Below are 21,573 nucleotides of genomic sequence, written 5' to 3' on the forward strand. Positions count from 1 at the left end.
CGCCTCCCTGCGCGCCCAGGGCGACGGCAACCTCGACCACTCCGCCCTCCTGCGCGGCGTCGAACGCCTCTCCGGAAACACCACCGAAAGCTGAGCCGGTCCGCGGCTCCTTGCCGCGGCCGACCCGGACCGGCCGACGCCGCGACTGCCGCACTGCAGTCGCGGCGTCGGCTTGTCTACGGCTCGGGGAACGTCACCGGAAGGGCGGCAAGGCCGCGCATCAGCCGTGTGCGCCGCCAGTCGAGCGTGCCGGGGTCCTGGCACTGCCGCCGCATGCCGGGGAAGCGGGTCAGCAGAACCTCGAAGGCGATCCGGCCCTCGGTACGGGCCAGCGCTGCGCCCAGGCAGTGGTGCGGGCCGTGACCGAACGAGAGGTGCCCGGCCGGGCGGTCCAGCCGTACGGCGTCGGGCGCGGGGAACCGTGCGGGATCGCGGTTGGCGGCGCCGGGGGAGACCAGGACGACGTCCCCGGCCGCGATCCGGGCGCCGCCGAGATCGAGTGACTCGCGGGCGTACCGGAAGGTCGCGAGGGTGAGCGGGGAGTCGTGGCGGAGGAATTCCTCGACGGCTGCGGGCAGGAGGGAGAGGTCGGCCCGGAGGCGGGCGCGGAGGGCGTCGTCGTGGAGCAGGGCCAGCATGCCGTTGCCGATCAGGTTGGCCGTCGTCTCGTGACCGGCGACCACCAACAGCACGGCGAGGGAGACCAGTTCGGGCTCGGTGAGCCGCTCCCCGTCGTCCCGGGCGGCGATCAGAGCGCTCAGTACGTCGTCGCCGAGGGCGTCGCGCCGCCTCGCGATCAGCTCCGTCATGTAGTCGCTGATGGCGTGTGAGGCGCGATCGACGGTGTCCGGGTCCGCGGTGGCGAACAGGTCGTTGGACCACCGGCGGACCGCCGCGCGGTCGTGTTCGGGTACGCCGAGCAGCTCGCTGATCACGGCGATGGGCAGCGGGACGGCGAACTCCTCGACCAGGTCCGCGGAGCCGCCGTCGGCCAGCGTGTCGGCCAGCCCCTCGGCGATCTCGCGGATGCGCGGCTCCAGACGCGCCACGGCCGCCGGCGTGAACGCCTGCATCGCCAGCTTCCGCAGCCGGCCGTGGTCCGGAGGGTCCGTGGCGAGCATGGTGCGGCTGACGGCGGGGGCGAGATCGCGCGTGGACGGCCGGCCGGCGAAGTAGCGGGCGGTGTCCTTCGACAGCCGTGCGTCGGCCATCGCGGACCGTGCCTGCGCCCATCCCGTGACGACCCACGTCGTACGGCCGTTGGTCGTGCGGACCCGCTGGACGGGGCCGCGCTCACGCAGCGCGGCGAGCAGGGGATAGGGGTCTCGGGAGAACGCTGCCGAGTCCAAGGGGTCGGGCACGTCGACTCAAGATCCTCATCGTGGGAGTGGGGAAGGGGGGGCGTGCGGGAGGGCGCAGAGCAGGGAGCGGTGGGCGCGCGGAGAGCGGGCGGGCGCGGATACGGGCGCGCCTACCTGTCGTCGCCCGGAAGGGTCTCCCACGAGGCGGCAGCCTGGGCCAGCGCCTTGCGGAGCAGCCGCAAGGCGTCCTCCTGATCCGGAATGCCGAGCGCCGTGAGCGGCGACTGATCCACCATCGCCTCGATCAGCTCATGCCGGACCTTCGCTCCCTTGTCGGTGAGTTCGACCGTCTTGGAACGCCGGTCCGCCGGATCGGGGACCCGCTCGATGAACCCCTGCCGCTCAAGACGGGTGACGAGGAATGTCGCGCTGGACGGGTCACAGTGCAGGCGGCCCGCCAGCACCTTCATCGAGGGAGCGGGCAGCTCCGGGTCGAGCGCCCAGAGGGCTTCCGAGAGCGGTGCGGTCAGCTCCAAGCGGTCCAGTGTCGTCCGCAGCTGCACCTGGGACCAGCTCACGACCTCATGCAGGGCGGTGAGCAGCTCTCGCGTCAGTTCGGCCTGAGTCGATGGCACCACATGTCCAGTCTACCGAGGAGTGCTTTGAGTCTCGAAGTTTGCCGGCCGGCGAGGTGGCTGCGCTCCGGCGCGACATAACAAAACCCTAGTCCGCCAGCAGGTGGACGTGTAGTGACATCCACCGGCTCACCGGTCGCTTCGTCCATGGTCTCCCGCCTCACCTCGCGGGGGAGGGGCCGCTCTTCGACGTGCGCGCGAGCGGAGCCCGGCGCACGCTGGAGGCATGACCGAGCATCCGCCTGTCATCGTGCATCCCCCCACGCCCTCCGGCGGGCGTCGGGTCACCGTGCGCGGACAGATCGTCGGCCTGGCCCATGGACGTGGCGATGTCGCCGAATTCCTCCGCCGCGCCGGGGTCGCCGAACCGGCCGAGGACATCGCGCTGGATGACCCCCGCCTCGTGGAATGGCGCGGTGGGAGCCTCAACGACTGGCCGATGCCGCCGGCCTGAACGGCGTCAGATATCAGCGGCCTGAACGCGGCCGCGGCCGTAGGCGTACCGCTGCCGACTGTACGTGTGCCGCGGCTGTAAGCATGTCGACCGCTGTGCGGCCCCCGTAGCACGGCCTCGAAATGCGCTGTCCGATTCCCGCCAGCATCGCCATCGCGCCTGCCGCACAGTGGGGACCGTGATGAAGAACGAGGACGGCGGGACGTCTCCCGCCCCGCCGTCGTCCCGCCCGAGCCGCAGCCGGTCGCGATGGCCGGATCCGTCGACGGATGGCGCCCGCCCCGCCAAGGACGTGTCGCCCTTGCCTGCTCGTGGCGCGTCCCGGGCCCGGGCGTATTGGACCCCGGCCCCCTGAGCGCGCGGGAGACACCGTCCGATCCTCTCGGGCTTCAAGGAAAGAGCAGACTCATGACAGCACCCGTACAGTCGGCACGTCCCACGACCGCCACCCGGCCGCCGGCGCAGAGCGAGCCGACACAACAGGCAGGGGCCGACCGCTCCGCCCCATCCCTGCCCGATACCCCGACCCCGTCCGACACCCTGCACAGGACTTCGATGACTCCGCCGCCAGCCGTATCGTCCGTTCCCTCCGCGTCGTCGCCGATGCTGTACACCACGTGCGAGAGCCCGTTGGGCGAGCTTCTCCTGGTGGGTCAGAAATCCGAGACCGCGCACGGCGGCACCACGCTCGCCTCGCTGTCGGTTCCCGGACAGAAAGGCGGCGCGCTCGTCCAGGACGCCTGGAGCGAGGACGCCACCGCGTTCGAGGAGATCATCCGCCAGCTGCGCGGTTACTTCGACGGGACGCTGACGCGCTTCGACATCGCGTGCGTCACCACCCGTGGCACGGCGTTCCAGCAGCGGGTGTGGAAGGCCCTGGAGACCATCCCGTACGGCACCACGACGACCTACGGCCGGCTCGCCGCCGACATCGGTGCGGCGCCCGGCGCCGTACGTGCCCTCGGAACCGCCATCGGCGCGAATCCGCTGCTCATCGTCCGGCCCTGCCACCGCGTCATCGGTGCGGACGGATCGCTCACCGGTTACGCGGGCGGTCTGGACCGCAAGCGCCAACTCCTCGGCCTGGAGGGGTTCGCAGACCTGGCGGGCGTGGCTCCGGGGGCCCGCTGAACGTTCGTGCGCGCCTTACACCGGTGAGCCCCCGCACCAACGCCCTTGGAGCACTCCATGCCCACGCACACCACCCAGCGAGCGCGCGGCGCCGGGGGCTCCCGGCCCACCGCCCTCGGTGACCGGGTCGCCGCCTGCGACTGGCGGGCCCTGACCGATGAACTCAACGTCCTGGGCTGCGCGTTGACCCCCCAGCTGCTCGCCCCCGACGAATGTCGCGACCTCATCGCGCTGTACGACGACGCCGCCCGCTTCCGTTCGACGATCGACATGGCCCGGCACCGCTTCGGATCCGGCCAGTACCGCTACTTCGCCGAGCCGCTCCCAGAACCCGTCCAGGCCCTGCGCGAGGCGTTCTACCCGCACCTGCTGGAGATCGCCCGCGACTGGTGGGGCAAGCTCGGCAGGCCGGCGCCGTGGCCCGACCAGTTGGGGGAGTGGCTGACGATGTGTCACGCGGCAGGTCAGAGCAAGTCCTCGCAGATCCTGCTGCGTTATGGGGCGGGTGACTGGAACGCGCTGCACCGCGACCTCTTCGGCGACATGGTCTTTCCGCTCCAGGTCGTCATCGGGCTGGACGAGCAGGGAACCGATTACACCGGCGGGGAGTTCCTTCTCGTCGAGCAGCGCCCGCGGGCGCAGTCCCGTGGCACCACGACCGTCCTTCCGCAGGGCCACGGCCTTGTCTTCACCACCCGAGACCGCCCGGTGCGGTCCACCCGCGGGTGGACGGCGGGTCCGGTTCGCCATGGCGTGAGTACCGTCCGCTCCGGCCACCGGCACTCCCTGGGCCTGGTCTTCCACGACGCCTGACCGCGGCAGTTCTGCCGTCGGCATCTGGCGACCCGTGTGTCCCGGCGTCCGCCGGTCAGAGCTGGAGTCGCTGCCCGTTCGCCGGCAGGCGTCTCAGGAGCGTTCGTCCAGCGCCGTGAGTGTGGAGACGAAGACCGGCGCGCCCTCCTGGAAGCCGGTCACCCGGACCGTCGTGGTGCTGGGCATCGCCGACGGCACGAGGTGCGCCTCGATCACGCAGGGCACGTCGCGCTCGGCGTAGCGGCGGAATTCGGTGCCGAAGGCGTACGGAACGAAGGTGGCGGGCGAGGTGAGGGCGCGGGCGGCCTGCTGTGCCGCGTCGAGCAGCACCATCCCCGGGACGTGATCGTTCGCCGGGTTCACGACCGCGGCGTGGCCGGGTGCGACGCGCAGCAGCCACCGGCCCGGCCGGTCGGTGGGTGCGATCAGGACGTCCTCGTTCTTGGTGCTGCCGGTGAGCCCGTGTGGAACGGGCTCCGGAAGCGGCCCCTGGACGTGGCGTGCTGACAGCTGTGCGCCGCGGATCCGGCGGTAGACGGCGGGGGAGGCGACGGTGACGCCGGAGTGGCCGGTTGCCACGATTCCGTTCGCCTTGCGGATGGTCATGCCGAAGTGGCCGCCGGTCATCGCGCCGGCCCGCATCCGCAGCTTGCTGCAGGTCACCTCGATGGTCAGCTCGGTGGGTCCGTTTCCGACTGCGAGGTGCTCGGGGTGCGTGGTGTACGCCAGATCGCCCAGGACAAAATGGTGGCCGACGGGGACGCCGAGCTCAGTGTGTGAGATCAGCAGCCCCGCCTGCCGGATGGTCTCGCCGGTGAGGATGAGGTGATGGCGGCCGTGGCTCGGGGTGAAGTACCCATGGTCGTGGGGCCACTGGGCGGTCAGCGAGAAGTGCGTCTCGTCCAGCCGGCGCCACGAGGTGATCAGGATGTCCTCGGCGGTGGGGCGGTGCACGAGCTCCCTGGGAACCGTTGCCGCGGCACCGCGCCGCGAACGGGGCCCGGTTGCCCGGTTCCGGACTATGGCCGCCGCGTGCGAAGTACTGGGGTGAACTGCGCTTTCGACGTGCATCGTGTCGCTCATGACTGCCCCCAGGCGTCTCAACGGGATGGTGTCGAACGCTGTTAAGATACGTACCATCCGGTTTTGTTTTCAATGCCATGTGAAAAAGAGGACAAGTGGCTGGTCTGCGGGCGACTTGAAGTTGTAGCTAACTGTTGCTGAATGGAAAATCTTCGAAAGACAGGAGGCGCCCTGTGGCACAACAGGACCGCGCGATCCGGACCCGCCGACTGATCCTGGAGGCGGCCGCCGCGGTATTCGACGACCTCGGCTACGACCGTGCGACCATCGCCGAAGTCCTTGAGCGTGCCGGTGTGACGAAGGGCGCCCTGTATTTCCACTTCGCTTCCAAGGAGCAATTGGCCCTCGCCGTGCTGAGGGAGCACGTGGTGGACATCGCCGTTGAGCCACAGAAGATCAAGCTGCAGGAGTTCGTGGACTCGGGTCAGGTCCTTGCCTACCGGCTGCGGAGCGACCCGATCCAGCGTGGTGCGGCGCGCCTGGCGGTCGAGCAGGGCTCCAACCACCTTGATCGCAAACAGTCGATGATCTCCTGGACGCACTTCGTCGAGGCCCTGTTCGCCAAGGCGAGGGGGCAGGGCGAGATTCTGGAGAGCGTCAATATCCGGGATGCCGCGGAGCTGTTCGTCGGCGCATTCGCCGGCCTGCAGATGATGTCGAACGCCATCTCGAATCAGGCCGACCTCAGCCACCGGCTGACCGTTTTCTTCCAGCACACCCTGCCCAGCATCGCGGCGCCCGCGGTCCTGGGCAGGCTGATCCTCGACTCGGAGCGCGGTGCGAAGCTCGACGCCGCTCTGCGTGGGAAGGCCCTGGCCGAGGAGGTATCGGACTGATGAGGGTGCCTGGGGAATCGGGGAGTTGTTCCGATTGATGGCGGGTTAAAAAATACCGCACGGTCGGTGTTGGGGTCGGTGGCAGGTCAGAGGCGTCGCGTGATCGCGGCGCCTTTGTCGTGGGCGGGGCGGGGTGCGTCGGTGGGGCGCGGCTCGGGTGGGGCGGGGGTGGCGTGGGTGCCGGTGCGGCCGACGCTCAGGATCGGCGTTGTCAGTGCCGTGCGATTCACTGGGGGAAGGGTCGAATGTCGGCGTAAGTGCCTGCGTGAATTGGGCCTTTGGGCGGGGCTCGGGGGAGGGGCTATGGGAGTGAGTGGCTGGAAAGGGCCCGGCGGGCGTGAGGCAGATCACGTCGTGCGGCGTGAGGTGACCGCCCACGGACCGGAATACGGCATCGAAATAATATGTTCGCCATGCAAGTAACGGGTGTTCAGTCGGTTCGGCCGCGCCCATGTCCGCCCCTCCGACGCTCGTCCCCCAACGCCCGTCACACCCATCCCTGTCGCATCGAAATGTGCTCCATCGACGCTTGCTCCACCGAAAATCGACGCCCGCACCGAAACCTGTATCGCTGACGCTCCCCGCTCCCCGCTCCCACGACTCCACCGCCCCAACGGAACATCACCCGGCCTGCTGACACCGCCCTGCGCGGCGCCGCGGGCCATCGCCTGTTGCCCGATTCGCACGCCGTCGGCACCGCCGCACCCCGGCCGTCGCCACACCCTTGACCACATCTATCGCTTTTATCGCTGCTGACCGCACTCGGTCCCTGCTGACTCCCTCATCCTGCCTTTCCTCTCTGCCGCCCTGGAGGCCATACGCATGACCCGGACGACGACCGACCAGCTGTCCGAGAGGGCGACGGCAGACCCTTCCGCCGCGCGCCCGGGGCCCGACCCGACCGAGGCCGGACCCCGGAGAACCCCTGGCGGCATCGTCCCGGTCCTCGCCTTCTCCGGCATCGTCGTCGCGGTCATGCAGACCCTGCTCGTGCCGGTCATCAAGGACCTGCCGACGCTGCTCAACACCGCGCCCGGCAACGCCACCTGGGTCATGACGGCCACCCTCCTCGCGGGCGCGGTATCGACGCCGATCATGGGCCGTCTCGGTGACCTCTACGGCAAGCGTCGGATGCTGCTGGCCAGCCTCGCCGTGATGGTCATCGGGTCGCTGATCTGCGGGTTCACCGACGACCTGCTCATCATGATCGTCGGCCGGGCGCTCCAGGGCTTCGCGATGGGCGCCATTCCGCTCGGCATCGGCATCATGCGCGACGAGCTGCCACGCGAACGGCTCGGCTCGGCGATGGCCCTGATGAGCTCCTCCATAGGCGTCGGCGGCGGACTCGCCCTGCCCGCCGCGGCCCTGGTGGCGCAACACGCCGATTGGCATGCCCTGTTCTTCGCCGCCGCAGGTCTCGGTGTGCTGTCGATGCTGCTCACCGTCCTCGTGGTCCCCGAGACCGCGGTGCGGGCACGCGGACGCTTCGACGTGGCCGGCTCCATCGGGCTGTCGGCCGGCCTGGTCGCCCTGCTGCTCCCCATCACCAAGGGCAGCGACTGGGGATGGGGCTCACCCACCACCCTCGGGATGTTCGCTCTCGCCGCAGTGATTCTGGTGCTGTGGGGCGTGATGGAGCTGCGGATCCCCGACCCGCTGGTCGACCTCCGCACCAGCGCCCGGCGCGAGGTGCTGCTGACGAACCTCGCCTCGATCACCGTCGGCGTGGCCTTCTACGCGATCTCCCTGGTGCTGCCGCAGCTGCTCCAGCTGCCGAAGTCCACCGGCTACGGTCTCGGCCAGTCGATGGTGGTGGCCGGGCTGTGTGTGGCGCCGCTGGGACTGACGATGATGCTGGTGGCGCCCCTGTACGCGCGCCTCGCCGCGCGGCGGGGCCCCAAGATCACTCTGCTCCTCGGCATGCTGGTGATCGCGATCGGCTACGGCGCCGGCATCGGCCTCATGAACGCGCCCTGGCAGACCGTCATCATCGCGGTCACCGTCGGCGCCGGCATCGGGCTCGCGTACTCCTCGCTGCCCGCCTTGATCATCGGCGCCGTCGACCCTTCCGAGACCGGCGCGGCGAACGGCCTCAACACCCTCATGCGCTCCATCGGCACGTCGGTTTCCAGTGCCGTCATCGGCATGGTCCTCGCCCACATGTCCACCCGGGCCGGATCGGTCACCGTGCCCACCATGGGCGGCTTTCGCGTCTCCTTCCTGATTGCCACGGGCGCGGTCATCGTCGGCGTGGCCGTGGCCGCGTTCCTGCCGTCGCAGAGCAATACGTCCCGCCCCACCTTGGTCGCACAGAGCACGGACGGTTCGGAGGAAGCGGCCGGAGCGGTCGGCGTGGCCGGAGCGGGAGAGGTGTACGGCAATGCGGGTGTGGCGGCGTCGTCTCACCCCTCCACGGGCACGGAACCTGTTCCGTCCGCCCCGTCCGCCCCGTCCGCCCCGTCCGCCCCGTCCGCCCTGCCCTCCACGCCCGAGCGTCCCGAGGAGCTTGTGAAGCCCGCGCCGTCCTGGGCACGGCCCGCTCCCGTCCCCGCGCCGCGGACCGCCCCGGCAACGTCCGTAACGGCCGGGGCCGCCGCGCACGTCGACGCTTCGACGGGCTTCCGCGGCCGAGTGCTGGACGCATCCGGCGGGCCCGTACCGCGGGCGAGCATCACCCTGATCGACCGGCAGGGCCGGCAGGCCGGCGTCACGACGGCAGGCGCCGACGGCCGCTACGCCCTGACCGCCCCCGCCGACGGCACCTACGTCCTCACCGGTGCCGCGTCCGGGCACACCCCCCACGCGGCGTCGGCCACGTACCGCGCCGGGGCCGCCCCGGTCGAGGTGGACCTGATACTCACGGCCTCCGGCAGGCTGAGCGGGACCCTGCTCGGCGGGCCGGACGGCCTTCCGCTGGTCGGTGCGAGCGTCGTCGTCACCGACAGCGGGGGCGATGTGGTGACCCGTACGACGTCGGGCGGCGACGGGAACTGGGAAGTCTGCCGGCTCCTGCCGGGCACCTACACCCTGGTCATGAGCGCCGACGGACACCGGCCTGAGGCCCGTGCCGTCGAGTTGTCCGGTGGCCGGCCGGAACGGCAGGACGTACGCCTGCACCCCGTTGCGACGGTTCGTGGGACGGTGCGGGGCCCGGACGGACAGCCACTGGCCGACGCCGCCGTGACCCTTGTCGAGGACGGGACGGTGGCCGCCCACACCGTCACGGGCTCGGACGGCGTCTTCGCGTTCTCCGAACTGAGCGGACGTCACTACACGCTGTCGGCGGCCGGCTATCCGCCGCAGGCCACACCGATATCCGTCGCAGGCGGCGTCACCGAAGTCCTCGATGTGGACCTGGTACAGCCGTCCGGTGCCGCCCGCTGACCCTCGCGGCGACGCTTGCGTCCGTCACCATGTCGCTCATGTCCGTCCCTTGGGTCCGGGGCGGGCATGAGCGTGGCGAGGAGGCGGGGGCGGGACGGGAGTGGCCCGGTCAGCGCGCCGGCCGATGCGGCATGCCTACGCGGGGAGGCGGCGGCTCTGGTCGGCGCGGACGTGTGGGGCAGGAGCGCGGGTCCGGGACGGTGGGTCGGAATCTCGGGGTGCGATAGCGAATCGCGAAGGCACCGGAGCGTGCATCCACGAAGCCGTACCGGGCGGGACATGGTCGGTCCGCCGCCCGGAAGCGACCAGAACCCCTTGGTGGACAGATGACGCCGTGGCTCGGAGGCCGCCCGACCTGGGCAGGCGTGCGGTCGAGGATCCTGGCCCGTCGGCCCGTCGGCCCGTCGGCCCGTCGGCCCGTCGGCCCGTCGGCCCGTCGGCCCGTGTGCCCAGCGCCGCTGCGTGGCCCTCGCCCCGCAGACGGGCCGCTGCCCCCCGAGATGCCCCTGACGTGCGCTGCTCCGGAGACGTCCGAGAGTCCGCTGACCTGAAGATGTCCGGGAGCCCGCTGACCCGGAGATGACCCCTACGCCCGCTGACCCGGCGATGGCCCTCAGCTCTGGTATTCGGTCAGATCGATGCTGTGCACGGTCAGCGCGTGGCCGTAGTCGGGGTGGGCGGTTTCCCGCTCGAAGACCAGGCCGAGCTTGCGCATCACATTCTCCGACGCCTCGTTGCCCAGCCGGTCGATGGCGATGACGCGTTCGAGTCCGCGGTCCTGGAGAGCGAACTCCAGCACGGCCTGCGCGGCCTCGGAGGCGTAGCCCTGCCCCCAGAACTGCCGCCCGAGGCGCCAGCTGATCTCGACGTCGGGCATCGCCTCCGGCAGGTACTCGGGCAGGGACAGCCCCGCGAACCCGGCGAGTTCGCCCGAGGCCAACAGCTCGACGGCGAAGAGGCCGAACCCCTCGTCGTCCCATTCCTCCTCCCACCGCTCAATGGCCTCCGCGGTCTGGTCCAGGTCGAGGACCGAGCCATCCCCGACCCAGCGCATGACCAACGGGTCCGCGTTGATGTCCGCCATCGGGGCGAGGTCGTCGTCGTGCCAGCGGCGGAGGAGGAGGCGGGGTGTATGGATCTCGGTCATGTCGCCCATCCTGTCGAATGCGGCGCGGGAGTGGTAATCGGCGGGACGGTGGGGGGCGAGGTGCGGCTGGGGCGCATGTTTCTCCCGCGCCCTTCTCCGGAGACCTTGGTCGCCGAATGGCGCAATGGCCCGCCACCATTTTCCGAAGATTCTTCGTCTGAAGGGGAGGGCGAATTTTCGGTGCGTGGGACTGGCAGAGGCACCCCCGGTTGCCGCCGAAGGCACGCGCAGGGGTGTCGTCAGGCACCGTCCACCGCCCACCGCCCACCGCGCGAACGAACCTCACGGAACGGCGCCGCACATACCGCCCACGGCGCGCCGCACCACCCTCCGTGCCATCCCTGCCGCCGGCCATCCACGATCGCGTCACCCGCTCGGTCCCGACCCAGAGACCCGGCAGTCGGCGCTACACCCCGGTAGCCTCAACTCGCCAACTTTCCAGGCCAGTTGTACTTTCCGCGTAAGGGCTTGCACTTTCGTCGACAAGCCTTGTCACGCCTCGACCGGTGGTCGACGATGTGGCCACCCCGCCGCTCCTCCCGTGGCACGACGTCCGACTGGTTCGCCTTTCGCCGCCGTCTCCTCAGCGGATGCCACGCCACCGGCGTCCGGCTGTGGGGGAGGGGAGGACGGGTGGGGCGGCGAGTTCTCGATGCCGCGCCCCACCTCGCAAGCACCGACGCGGGCCGCATCGGTCGAGCGGCAGGAGCAGCGTGGAAGAAGACCTCCGCCCCCGTCGAGATGACCGGGCTCGTGGTGCGCCGCGGCATGCCGCCCCCTTGGTGCGCCGCCCCGGCAAGGCGTGGTGAGCGCGTACGCCCGCCTCGCCCGTCGCCCGCCGCCCCCACCGGAACCAGGAGAGACGATGCCCCACCGCACCAGCCACCGGCCGCATCGAACGGCACCGGCGCCGCCCCGAACGGCGCTGACCGCTCTGTGCACCGCAGCCCTCGCCGTCCTCGCGGCCCTCGCCACGCCACCTGCGCAGGCGGAGGCCCGGGCCGCCGCATCCGCGAACGCCCGCACAGAATCGGTCACTTATTACGTGGACTGCGCCGACGGCTCCGACGCCGCCTCGGGGACCCGCCCCGCCACCGCCTGGCGCACCGTGAAGAAGGCCGGCGCCGCGGCTCTCCGCCCGGGTGACCGCGTCCTCTTCAAGCGAGGTACCACCTGCGCCGGCACCTTCGCCCCCACGGCGTCGGGGGCCGCCGGCGCGCCGCTCGGGGCGGGCGCGTACGGGAGCGGCGCGAAGCCGCGTATCGCGGGGGCCGGCGCACGGGCCGCGATCCTCCTCGACAACGTCCAGCACTGGGAGCTGCGCGACCTCGACGTGACCAACACCGGCCCGGCCACCACGGCCGACCCCCGTGCCGGGATACTCGTCCGGCTGCATGACTTCGGCACCGGTCACCACTACCTGGTGGACGGCGTCGACGTGCACGACGTCAACGGGGCCGATGTCAAGGATCCCGACCCGTCCGGCGGCATTCTCTTCGCCGTGCAGGGCTCCGCCGAGCCCACCAGCTTCGCGGGGGTGACGGTGCGTCACTCGACCGTGGAGCACACCGACCGCACGGGCATCGGCACCTCGTCCACATGGGGCCGCAGGCCCGAGCACCCCCAGGGGCCCGGGACATCCTTCGCGCCGATCACGGGGCTCTCGGTGCACCGCAACACCGTGCGGGACGTCGGCGGTGACGGCATCGTCGTGCAGAACTCCGTCGGGGCGCGCGTGGAACACAACCTGGTCGACGGCTTCAACGCCCGCTCAGCGGGCTACAACGCGGGCATCTGGGCCTGGAACTCCGACCATGTCGTCTACCAGTTCAACGAGGTCACCGGCGGCCACGGCACCCGCGACTCGATGGCGTACGACATCGACGGCGGCAACAACGGCAACGTCTACCAGTACAACTACAGTCACGACAACGAAGGCGGATTCCTGCTCGTCTGCAACGGCGAGGGCATGACGTCGGACGGCAACACCGTTCGCTACAACGTCAGCGTCAACGACGAGAACAAGTCCGCGCCCTACGGCGTCATTTCGGTTGTCTGCGGCCCCGCGACGAACACCCTGGTACACAACAACACGATCACCACCGCCACCTCCGGCACGGCCATGGTCAGCAGCAACGGCCCCGGAGGCGTCACCTTCCGCAACAACATCTTCGCCGGTGCCGAGGCGACCTCCCCGATCGCCGACCCGCACAACCTCTACGACCACAACCTCTACGCCCGCATCTCCGGCGTCCCCGGCGACAGCGCGGCGGTACGTGCCGACCCGCGGTTCGTCTCCCCCGGTGACGTCCGCCTTCGTGCCGGTTCCCCTGCCCTCGGCGCGGGCGTGGCGGTGTTCGGCTCGGGCGACCGGGACTTCTACGGCAACCCGGTCCCCGACCCGCCGAACATCGGGGCGGACCAGGGGAGTGGGAGGTAGCACGGCCGGGAGGGGGCGGCGGCTCCCGACCGGTCCCGCTTCCGCGAGGCCGGTGGGGCTGCCGGGGGCGATGAGGTTACGGCGTCCGGTGGGAGGTGCGGCCGAACACGGCGGTGCCGCGGTTCGAAACTCCGAAACTTCTGCGAGCCTGGTGTAATACCCGACGTTCCGGCTGGTCACGGAGACCAGCCCAGGCACCGCCGGCCGGGGCGCCCGGCCCGTTAGCGGTGCGTTAGCGCCGCGTTAGCGGACCGGCAGCGCCCTGGGCCAGGCTGGAAGCAATGGACGGACCATACGCACCCGGACCATGAGGGTACGGACGCACAAGACGAGGGGGACACCTATGTCGCTCACCGCCAAGACCCTCGGCCGCGGCCGCCGTGCCGCCGCCGGTTCGCTGATCGCCCTCGCGGCGCTCACGCTCACCGCCTGCCAGGACGGGAGCAACTCCGCGGCCGGCCCGCCGTCCGCCTCCTCGCCCGACACGGCCGGCAGCGCCGAGGGCGAACACAGTGCGAAGCCGTCCGGCGATGTCCGAAAGCCTTCCGGTTCGCAGGCGCCCTCCGCGGACACGCAGCCCTCCGCGAGTGCGTCGAAGCCCTCCGGAAGTAAGTCCCCCGACGCAGGCAGCCCGAGCCCGAGGCCGAGCACATCGCGGAGCGAGAACGCGGCCAAGTCGCCCGCGGGGCGCTGCACCGCCACTCAGATGTCGCTGCGCCTCGGCCCCTCCGACATCGGCGCCGGCAACATTCACTACCCGCTGGTGTTCACGAACAAGGGCAAGAGCGCCTGTTCGCTGCGCGGCTACCCCGGGGTCTCCCTCATGTCCCGTGACGGTTCGGTCATCGGCAAGCCCGCCACCCGCGAGGGCGGCGCCGGCGGCTCCGTCAAGCTGCAGCCGGGACGGAGCGCCCACGTCGTGCTGCACACGGTCAACGACGGGGTCTCGGACACCCCGTGCTGGTCCTCGTCGCAGATCGTCTACGTGTACCCGCCCGGCTCGAAGGACTCGATGACCACGCAGAGCCGTGGGCTGCGGGTGTGCGGCGGGCGGTTCACCGTCACGACGATGGAAACCGGCGCCACGAGCTGACGTTCGTGGGGTGAGCAGGGCCCGAGCGGGCCGGTCATGGACCGGCCCGCTCAGCCGTGTTCGGGGGGTGTGGGGCCCGCGACGCCGGTACGTCACTGGAACGGCCCCCGTTGTGGTTCCGGTCGGCTGGTTCGGTGCTACCACTGTGTACGGAAGCCGTGAAATGTGCGCTTTCGTTGCATACCTCCCCAAGGAGGCATCCCTATGGATGCAGCATCTTCGACCGTGGCCGACAGTGCGGATACGGCCGGAAAGCCGTCCGCCGAGGACGAGTCCCCGATCCACATTCTCTGGATCAACGCGGGCCTGAGCTGTGACGGCGACTCCGTGTCGCTCACCGCCGCGACCCAGCCGAGCATTGAGGAAATCGCGCTCAGTGTGCTGCCGGGCCTTCCCAAGGTGGCCGTGCACTGGCCGCTGATCGATTTCGAATGCGGGCCCGTGCAGGGTGCCGACAACTTCATCGAGTGGTTCTTCAAGGGCGAACGCGGCGAGATCGACCCGTTCGTCCTGGTCATCGAGGGGTCCATCCCCAACGAGTCGATCAAGCCGGAGGGCTACTGGTGCGGCTTCGGGGACGACCCCGAGACAGGCCAGCCGATCACCACCAGCGAGTGGATCGACCGCCTCGCCCCCAAGGCGCTGGCCGTTGTCGCCATCGGCACCTGCGCCACGTACGGCGGTATCCATGCGATGTCCGGCAACCCCACGGGCGCCATGGGCGTGCCCGACTACCTGGGCTGGGACTGGACGTCCAAGGCCGGCATCCCGATCGTGTGCGTGCCCGGCTGCCCGATCCAGCCCGACAACTTCTCGGAGACCCTGACCTACCTGCTCTACCAGGCGGTGGGCTCGGCTCCGATGATCCCGCTGGACGACCAGCTGCGGCCCACCTGGCTCTTCGGCGCGACCGTGCACGAGGGCTGCGACCGGGCCGGATATTACGAGCAGGGGCAATTCGCCACCACCTACGACTCGCCCAAGTGTCTGGTGAAGCTCGGATGCTGGGGCCCCGTGGTCAAATGCAACGTGCCCAAGCGGGGCTGGATGGACGGCATCGGCGGCTGCCCGAACGTCGGCGGCATCTGTATCGCCTGCACCATGCCCGGCTTCCCCGACAAATTCATGCCGTTCATGGACGAGCCGCCCGGCGGCAAGGTCTCCAGCACCGCCAGCGCCGCGTACGGCAGCGTCATCCGCCGCCTGCGGCAGGTCACCGCGAAGACCGTCGACAGCGAACCCAAGTGGCGCCACCGCGGCGACAAGCTGACCACAGGTTACCGGTCCCCTTGGTGACAGCAGGAACCGGAGCCGCCTGAGCGTCCGGCCTCTCCGTCCGACCCCCACCTCCCGCACAAAGAAGGGCACGGCACACACGATGGCACCGAAGACAAAGGCGGCCGGTGACGGCAGCGGTCTGACGGAGATGGCCTGGGATCCGATCACCCGGATCGTGGGCAGCCTCGGCATCCACACCAAGATCGACTTCAAGCAGAAGCGGGTGGCGGAGTGCTACAGCACCTCGTCGGTGTTCCGTGGCTACAGCGTCTTCATGCGCGGCAAGGACCCGCGGGACGCGCACTTCATCACCAGCCGCATCTGCGGCATCTGCGGCGACAACCACGCGACCTGCTCGGTGTACGCGCAGAACATGGCGTACGGCGTGAAGCCCCCGCACCTCGCGGAGTGGATCATCAACCTCGGTGAGTCCGCCGAGTACATGTTCGACCACAACATCTTCCAGGAGAACCTGGTCGGGGTCGACTACTGCGAAAAGATGGTCCGCGAGACCAACCCCGGCGTCCTGGATCTGGCCGAACGCACCGAGGCCCCGCACGCCGGCGAACACGGCTACCGCACCATCGCCGACATCATGCGCTCGCTCAACCCCCTGGAGGGCGAGTTCTACCGCGAAGCGCTCCAGGTCAGCCGCTACACCCGCGAGATGTTCTGTCTCATGGAGGGCCGCCATGTGCACCCCTCCACGCTCTACCCGGGCGGCGTCGGCACCATCGCGAGCGTGCAGCTGTTCACCGACTACCTCAGCCGACTGATGCGCTACGTCGAGTTCATGAAGCGCGTCGTCCCGCTCCACGACGACCTGTTCGACTTCTTCTACGAGGCACTGCCCGGCTACGAGGAAGTCGGCCGGCGGCGCGTGCTGCTCGGCTGCTGGGGCGCGCTCAACGATCCGGACTACTGCGACTTCACGTATCGCAACATGACCGACTGGGGCCGGCGGATGTTCGTCACCCCCGGCATCATCGTCGACGGCAAGCTGGTCACCAACGACCTCACCGAGATCAACCTCGGCATCCGGATCCTGCTCGGCAGCTCCTACTACCAGGACTGGCAGGGCCAGGAGCAGTTCGTCACGCACGACCCGCTCGGCAACCCCGTCGACCCGCGCCACCCGTGGAACCAGCACACCATCCCCGCTCCGCAGAAGCGGGACTTCGGCGACAAGTACAGCTGGGTGATGTCCCCGCGGTGGTTCGACGGCAAGGACTACCTGGCGCTGGACACCGGCGGCGGCCCCATCGCCCGCCTGTGGTCGACCGCCCTGTCGGGCCTCGTCGACACGCCCTACGTCAAGTCCACCGGCCAGAGCGTGGTCATCGACCTGCCGCGCAGCATGACGAAGCCCGAGGCCCGCTTCGAGTGGAAGATCCCCAAGTGGAGCAACGCGCTGGAGCGCAACCGCGCCCGCACGTACTTCCAGGCGTACGCGGCCGCCATGGCACTGCACTTCGCCGAGAAGGGGCTGGAGGAGGTCCGCGCCGGACGCACCCAGACCTGGGAGAAGTTCGAGGTGCCGGACGAGTCCATCGGTGTCGGATTCACCGAGGCGGTCCGCGGCGTCCTCTCGCACCACATGGTCATCCGGGACGGGAAGATCGCCAACTACCACCCCTACCCGCCCACCCCGTGGAACGCCAGCACGCGTGACACCTACGGCACCCCCGGCCCGTACGAGGACGCCGTCCAGAACACGCCCATCTTCGAGGAGAACTCCCCGGAGAACTTCAAGGGCATCGACATCATGCGCGCCGTCCGCAGCTTCGACCCCTGCCTGCCCTGCGGCGTCCACATGTACGTCGGCGGCGGCAAGTCCGTGAAGAAGATGCACGTGCCCACCGGCCTGAGCGGACTCGGCGGATGAGCGCCCCGGTGGACACCGCCCCGCCCCGGAGCGCCGCGCCGAACGCGGAGGCGACCGGCCGGCGCGTCGAAGAGGTCCTGGACCGCATCGCGCAGCGCGACGACAGCGAGATCACCGCGTCCGCCGAGGAACTCGTCCGCGTCCTGATGGACTTCTACGGCGCGGGACTGGCGCGGATCGTGCATCTCCTCGACCGCGGCGGAAACCGCGATGGCGGTGGCGGCCCGCGTGCGGCCGTGCTGCGCGACGAACTCGTCGCGAGCCTGCTGGTGCTGCACGACCTGCACCCCGAGGACGTCGCGACCCGCATCGAACGGGCGCTGGAGAGCGTCCGCCGACAGCACCCCGCCGAGGTGGCCGGCTTCGACGAGGACACCGGTGTGCTGCGCCTGCGGTCGGCCGACTCCGGAGGCTGTGGCTGCCCGAGCACCTCGCAGGAGGCCCAACAGGCCATCGAGAGCGCCCTGTCGTGCTTCGCGCCCGAGGTGACCTCGGTGCAGATGGAGTCCGCCAAGGCAGCGCAGGAGCCGACGCTGCTGCAGATCTCCAGCCGGCCGCCGACCGCCTCCATGCCGTCGTGACCGGCCCGCAGACGGCGCCCACGCGCCCCGCGCCACCGGCCCACCAGGGCCTGCGCCGGTTCCGCGCGCCCCAGCCGCAGGCCCCGGAACGCTGTGAGCTGTGCGCCGCGGTCCTCGCCGAGCACAACCACCGCCACCTCGTCGACACGAAGAAGCGCGCGCTGGCCTGCGCCTGCACGCCCTGCGCGCTGCTCTTCGACCGGCCGGGGTCCGGCGCGGGGCAGTTCCGTACGGTCCCCGACCGCTACCTCGTCGACTCCGCCCACACCCTCGACGACGCGGCCTGGGACCTGCTCCAGATCCCCGTCGGCGTCGCCTTCTTCCTGCGCAACGCCGACCTGGACCGGCTGGTCGCCCTCTACCCCAGCCCGGCGGGCGCCACCGAGAGCGAACTCGACCCGGCCACCTGGCAGACCGTCGTCGGCGCTAGCCGGCTCGCACAGCTCCTCGAACCCGACGTGGAAGCCCTGCTGGTACGCCGCACCGAGGGCCGCATCGACTGCTACCTGGTGCCCGTCGACATCTGCTACGAACTGGTCGGCCGGATGCGCCTGCTGTGGCAGGGCTTCGACGGCGGACCCCAGGCGCGCACCGCGCTGGCCGACTTCTTCACCCAGGTAGCTCGGCGGGCCCGCCCGCCGAAGGAGGACACCCGGCCGTGACCGACCTCTCCTTCGTCTGCACCGGCGTACGGGCCGACAAGTACGCCGCCGGCCCCACCCTCGTCTTCCGGCTGCGCATCACGGCCGCCGACGACGCCCGGGTGCACGCCATCGCCTTGCGCTGCCAGTTCCGCATCGAACCGGCCCGCCGCGGCTACGAGCCCGAAGAGGCCGAGGCGCTGGCCGACCTCTTCGGCGAGCGGTCCCGCTGGGGCAGCACCCTGCAGCCGCTGCAGTTCGCCCAGGTCTCCCTCGTCGTCCCCGGCTTCACCGGTGAGACGGAGGTGGACCTCCCCGTACCGTGCACCTACGACATGGACGTCGCCGCGTCCCGCTACTTCCGCGCCCTGCGCGACGGCGAGGTACCGCTGCTCCTGCTGTTCTCCGGCACGGTGTTCGCCGGCGCCGGAGGATTCCGCGTCGCCCCCGTGCCCTGGGACAAGGAAGCGGTCTTCCGGATGCCGGTGCCCGTCTGGCAGGAGATGACCGAGCAGCACTTCCCGGGCTGCGGCTGGCTCCGGCTGCCGCGCGAAACCCTCGACGCGCTGCTCGCCTTCCGCTCCCGTCGGGCCCTGCCGTCCTGGGAAGCGACCGTCGAGGCGCTCCTGGCCACTGCCGACGCCGAGGAACCCGCCCCACGCGCGCGGGTCTTCCCCGGCGCCGTCGCCCGTCCCGTCACCGAGAGGACCGCGCCGTGACGACCAGCGTGCTGCCCGACGAGATGGAGGCACGGTTCGCCGTCGCCCGGCAGGTGGCGGATGCCGTGCTCTTCGAGGGCTATGTGCTCTATCCGTACCGGGCGTCCGCGGCGAAGAACAAGCTGCGCTGGCAGTTCGGCGTGCTCGTCCCGCCCCGCTGGGGTGCCGAGAGCGAGGAGCACTCCTCCCAGCGCACCGAATGCCTGATGGAGCCCAGGTCCGGCGCCCGCCTCTCGGCCGAGCTGCGGTTCCTGCACGCCCAACGGCGCGTCGTCCAACGCCTCGGCCCGGACGGCGAGTTCGAGACGGTCGCCGAACTCGAACTTCCCGACCGGGTGCTGGTGCCCTGGGACGAGGGCGCCGAGGAGCGCGTCACGCATGTCGTGGCCGTCGACGAACTCGAAGGCGACGGCGTCACCGTGCCCTTCTCGCGGCCCGCGCGCGAGGAGACCGAGCTGGTGCACGACGCGGACGGCCGACTCGTCGGCCGCCTGGTGCGCCGCTGCGAGGAGATCAACGGCCGGCTGCGGCTGACCGCGAGCCCACTCGACGGCCCCTACGCGGCGATGCGGCTGACCGCCACCGTCGAGAACTCCAGCCCCTGGACACCGGACGAGGGCGCAGCCGACCGCGACGCGGCGCTGCCCCGCTCCCTGGTCGCGGCGCATCTCCTGCTCGGCCTCGCCCCGGGCTCCTTCCTGTCGATGACGGACCCGCCCGAATGGGCAACGGGAGCCGTGGCGAGCTGCCGGAACGAGCACACCTGGCCCGTCCTCGCCGGCGACCCCGGCCGCAGCGACGTGATCCTGTCCTCCCCGATCATCCTGGAGGACCACCCCGCCATCGCCCCCGAAAGCCCCGGCGCCCTCTACGACGCCCTGGAGATCGACGAGATCCTCGCCCTGCGCACCGCCGCCCTCACCGACCAGGAGAAGCGCGAGGCACGCGGCACGGACCGGCGCGCGGCGGACGTCATCGACCTCGCCGACTCGATGCCCCCCGAAGTGCTGGAACGCCTGCACGGCGCCGTCCGCTCGCTGCGCGAGGTGACCGGGCCCGGCCCGGCGGAACCGGCCGACCTCACCCCCGACGTGCCGGGCCTGCGCCCCGACACGCCCTGGTGGGACCCGGAGAGCGACCGCAGTGTCGACCCGGTGACCGACCGGATCATCGTGGACGGACAGTCCATCGGCGCGGGCAGCCGGGTGCTGCTGCGTCCCGGGCTGCGCCGCACCGACGCCCAGGACCTCTTCCTCCAGGGCCGCAGCGCGCACGTCGAAGCGGTCCTGCACGATGTGGACGGCGGGGTGCATCTCGCGGTGACCGTCGAGGGCGACCCCGGCGTCGACATCCGGCGCGCCCAGGGCCGGTTCCTGTACTTCCAACCCGACGAAGTGGCTCCCCTGGAGGACGCGTGAGCACCGACGCCCCCTTCACCGACGGCCCCCTCACCGAGGCGCCCACGAAGACGCTGATCGCCGGCGTGGGCAACATCTTCCTCGGTGACGACGGCTTCGGCGTCGAAGCCGTCCGCCGGCTCGGCGAGCACCCGCTCCCCGACGGTGTCGAGGTCGTCGACGCCGGCGTACGCGGAGTGCACCTGGCCTACCAGATGCTGGAGGGCTACCACACGGTGCTGCTCGTCGACGCCTCAGCGCGCGGCGGTGAGCCCGGAACCGTCTACCTCCTGGACGCCACGGACCCGGCCTCGGCCCGCCCCCGGAGCACCGCGCTGGACGGCCACCACATGACGCCGGACACCGTGCTCGCGCTGCTCGACACGCTCAGCGCGGGCACCGGGGGGTGCCGTCCGGAGCGCGTCCTGGTCGTCGGCTGCGAACCGGCCGACGTCGAGGAGGGCATCGGACTCAGCGCGCCGGTCGGCGCCGCGGTCGACGAGGCCGTGAGCCTGATCCTGCGGCTCGTCGCACCGGCGGAGCCGACGGCGGCCGCCGCCCGGCCCCACACCATCGAGAGGAATTCCACACCATGCTGAAGCTCGCCCTCGGCGGAGCGGCCGCGGCCGTGTTCGCCCTCGCCCTGAAGAGCGTTCTGCCGGACCTCAGGCGCTACCTCCGTATCCGGTCCATGTGACGGTTCGCTGCGCCGACCGGCGTACGCGAGCGCGCCGCCCCGGCGAGGCATCCCGGCC

The 21,573-nt window shown here is 70.8% G+C and carries 20 protein-coding genes and 1 pseudogene; 16 read left to right on the plus strand and 5 right to left on the minus strand.

Features of this window, described 5'->3' with window-relative positions; translation table 11 throughout:
- A pseudogene (locus tag ACH4FH_RS34170) lies at positions 1–94 on the plus strand (2-hydroxy-3-oxopropionate reductase); the annotation flags it as partial.
- Positions 95–176: 82 nt separating this feature from the next.
- On the opposite strand, the gene ACH4FH_RS34175 reads toward ACH4FH_RS34170, so the two are convergent.
- Both ACH4FH_RS34175 and ACH4FH_RS34180 read right to left on the minus strand, forming a co-directional pair.
- Positions 177–1,361: a cytochrome P450 gene (locus ACH4FH_RS34175; protein ID WP_398559838.1), complete on the minus strand. Its 1,185-nt coding sequence runs from the start codon at positions 1,359–1,361 to the stop codon at positions 177–179.
- Positions 1,362–1,471: 110 nt separating this feature from the next.
- Positions 1,472–1,939: a MarR family winged helix-turn-helix transcriptional regulator gene (locus ACH4FH_RS34180; protein ID WP_398559839.1), complete on the minus strand. Its 468-nt coding sequence runs from the start codon at positions 1,937–1,939 to the stop codon at positions 1,472–1,474.
- Between the two features lie 223 nt (positions 1,940–2,162).
- Between ACH4FH_RS34180 and ACH4FH_RS34185 the strand changes: the two genes are divergently transcribed.
- From ACH4FH_RS34185 to ACH4FH_RS34195, 3 genes are all read left to right on the plus strand, one after another.
- The gene (locus ACH4FH_RS34185; protein ID WP_398559840.1) at positions 2,163–2,390 is read left to right on the plus strand and encodes a hypothetical protein; all 228 of its coding nucleotides are present in this window, start codon (positions 2,163–2,165) and stop codon (positions 2,388–2,390) included.
- Positions 2,391–2,993: 603 nt separating this feature from the next.
- Positions 2,994–3,521: a methylated-DNA--[protein]-cysteine S-methyltransferase gene (locus tag ACH4FH_RS34190; RefSeq protein ID WP_398559841.1), complete on the plus strand. Its 528-nt coding sequence runs from the start codon at positions 2,994–2,996 to the stop codon at positions 3,519–3,521.
- Positions 3,522–3,578: 57 nt separating this feature from the next.
- Complete coding sequence (locus ACH4FH_RS34195; protein ID WP_398559842.1) at positions 3,579–4,334, plus strand: 2OG-Fe(II) oxygenase; 756 nt, start codon at positions 3,579–3,581, stop codon at positions 4,332–4,334.
- A 93-nt stretch (positions 4,335–4,427) separates the two neighbouring features.
- Here ACH4FH_RS34195 and ACH4FH_RS34200 read toward each other — a convergent pair whose 3' ends face one another.
- Positions 4,428–5,357, minus strand: a complete 930-nt coding sequence (locus tag ACH4FH_RS34200; RefSeq protein WP_398559922.1) for a ScbA/BarX family gamma-butyrolactone biosynthesis protein — start codon at positions 5,355–5,357, stop codon at positions 4,428–4,430.
- Between the two features lie 233 nt (positions 5,358–5,590).
- On the opposite strand from ACH4FH_RS34200, the gene ACH4FH_RS34205 reads away from it, so the two are divergent.
- The gene (locus ACH4FH_RS34205) at positions 5,591–6,253 is read left to right on the plus strand and encodes a ScbR family autoregulator-binding transcription factor (protein ID WP_398559843.1); all 663 of its coding nucleotides are present in this window, start codon (positions 5,591–5,593) and stop codon (positions 6,251–6,253) included.
- A gap of 86 nt (positions 6,254–6,339) precedes the next feature.
- On the opposite strand, the gene ACH4FH_RS34210 is transcribed toward ACH4FH_RS34205, so the two are convergent.
- The gene (locus ACH4FH_RS34210; RefSeq protein WP_398559844.1) at positions 6,340–6,483 is read right to left on the minus strand and encodes a hypothetical protein; all 144 of its coding nucleotides are present in this window, start codon (positions 6,481–6,483) and stop codon (positions 6,340–6,342) included.
- Positions 6,484–7,075: 592 nt separating this feature from the next.
- On the opposite strand from ACH4FH_RS34210, the gene ACH4FH_RS34215 reads away from it, so the two are divergent.
- Positions 7,076–9,637, plus strand: a complete 2,562-nt coding sequence (locus ACH4FH_RS34215; RefSeq protein WP_398559845.1) for an MFS transporter — start codon at positions 7,076–7,078, stop codon at positions 9,635–9,637.
- Positions 9,638–10,250: 613 nt separating this feature from the next.
- Here the strand turns inward: ACH4FH_RS34215 and ACH4FH_RS34220 are convergent.
- Positions 10,251–10,784 carry a GNAT family N-acetyltransferase gene (locus ACH4FH_RS34220; RefSeq protein ID WP_398559846.1) on the minus strand — a complete coding sequence of 178 codons (534 nt, stop codon included), beginning with the start codon at positions 10,782–10,784 and terminating at the stop codon, positions 10,251–10,253.
- 865 nt (positions 10,785–11,649) lie between these two features.
- On the opposite strand from ACH4FH_RS34220, the gene ACH4FH_RS34225 reads away from it, so the two are divergent.
- The 10 genes from ACH4FH_RS34225 to ACH4FH_RS34270 all read left to right on the plus strand — a co-directional run bounded on the left by ACH4FH_RS34225 (position 11,650) and on the right by ACH4FH_RS34270 (position 21,515).
- Complete coding sequence (locus ACH4FH_RS34225) at positions 11,650–13,224, plus strand: right-handed parallel beta-helix repeat-containing protein (RefSeq protein WP_398559847.1); 1,575 nt, start codon at positions 11,650–11,652, stop codon at positions 13,222–13,224.
- A gap of 343 nt (positions 13,225–13,567) precedes the next feature.
- Positions 13,568–14,317 (plus strand): DUF4232 domain-containing protein, encoded by a 750-nt coding sequence (locus tag ACH4FH_RS34230; protein WP_398559848.1) that lies wholly within the window; start codon positions 13,568–13,570, stop codon positions 14,315–14,317.
- Positions 14,318–14,521: 204 nt separating this feature from the next.
- The gene (locus ACH4FH_RS34235; RefSeq protein ID WP_398559849.1) at positions 14,522–15,613 is read left to right on the plus strand and encodes a hydrogenase expression protein HypE; all 1,092 of its coding nucleotides are present in this window, start codon (positions 14,522–14,524) and stop codon (positions 15,611–15,613) included.
- Between the two features lie 82 nt (positions 15,614–15,695).
- Entirely contained in the window at positions 15,696–17,480 is a 1,785-nt protein-coding gene (locus ACH4FH_RS34240) for a nickel-dependent hydrogenase large subunit (RefSeq protein ID WP_398559850.1), read from the plus strand.
- The gene (locus ACH4FH_RS34245) at positions 17,477–18,061 is read left to right on the plus strand and encodes a hypothetical protein (protein ID WP_398559851.1); all 585 of its coding nucleotides are present in this window, start codon (positions 17,477–17,479) and stop codon (positions 18,059–18,061) included. The genes ACH4FH_RS34240 and ACH4FH_RS34245 overlap by 4 nt, the downstream gene beginning before the upstream one ends.
- Positions 18,058–18,723, plus strand: a complete 666-nt coding sequence (locus ACH4FH_RS34250) for a DUF5947 family protein (protein ID WP_398559852.1) — start codon at positions 18,058–18,060, stop codon at positions 18,721–18,723. The genes ACH4FH_RS34245 and ACH4FH_RS34250 overlap by 4 nt, the downstream gene beginning before the upstream one ends.
- On the plus strand, positions 18,720–19,421 hold the full coding sequence (locus tag ACH4FH_RS34255) for a DUF6084 family protein (protein ID WP_398559853.1): 702 nt from the start codon (positions 18,720–18,722) through the stop codon (positions 19,419–19,421). The genes ACH4FH_RS34250 and ACH4FH_RS34255 overlap by 4 nt, the downstream gene beginning before the upstream one ends.
- A 23-nt stretch (positions 19,422–19,444) precedes the next feature.
- A complete protein-coding gene (locus ACH4FH_RS34260) occupies positions 19,445–20,839 on the plus strand; it encodes a hypothetical protein (protein ID WP_398559923.1) in 1,395 nt (464 codons plus the stop codon).
- Entirely contained in the window at positions 20,836–21,417 is a 582-nt protein-coding gene (locus ACH4FH_RS34265; RefSeq protein WP_398559854.1) for a hydrogenase maturation protease, read from the plus strand. The genes ACH4FH_RS34260 and ACH4FH_RS34265 overlap by 4 nt, the downstream gene beginning before the upstream one ends.
- Positions 21,411–21,515 (plus strand): DUF6893 family small protein, encoded by a 105-nt coding sequence (locus ACH4FH_RS34270; protein WP_398559855.1) that lies wholly within the window; start codon positions 21,411–21,413, stop codon positions 21,513–21,515. Before ACH4FH_RS34265 ends, ACH4FH_RS34270 begins: the two co-directional genes overlap by 7 nt.
- The last annotated feature ends 58 nt before the right edge of the window (positions 21,516–21,573 follow it).

The organism is Streptomyces sp. NPDC017993 (assembly GCF_044328065.1).
Lineage (GTDB): Bacteria > Actinomycetota > Actinomycetes > Streptomycetales > Streptomycetaceae > Streptomyces.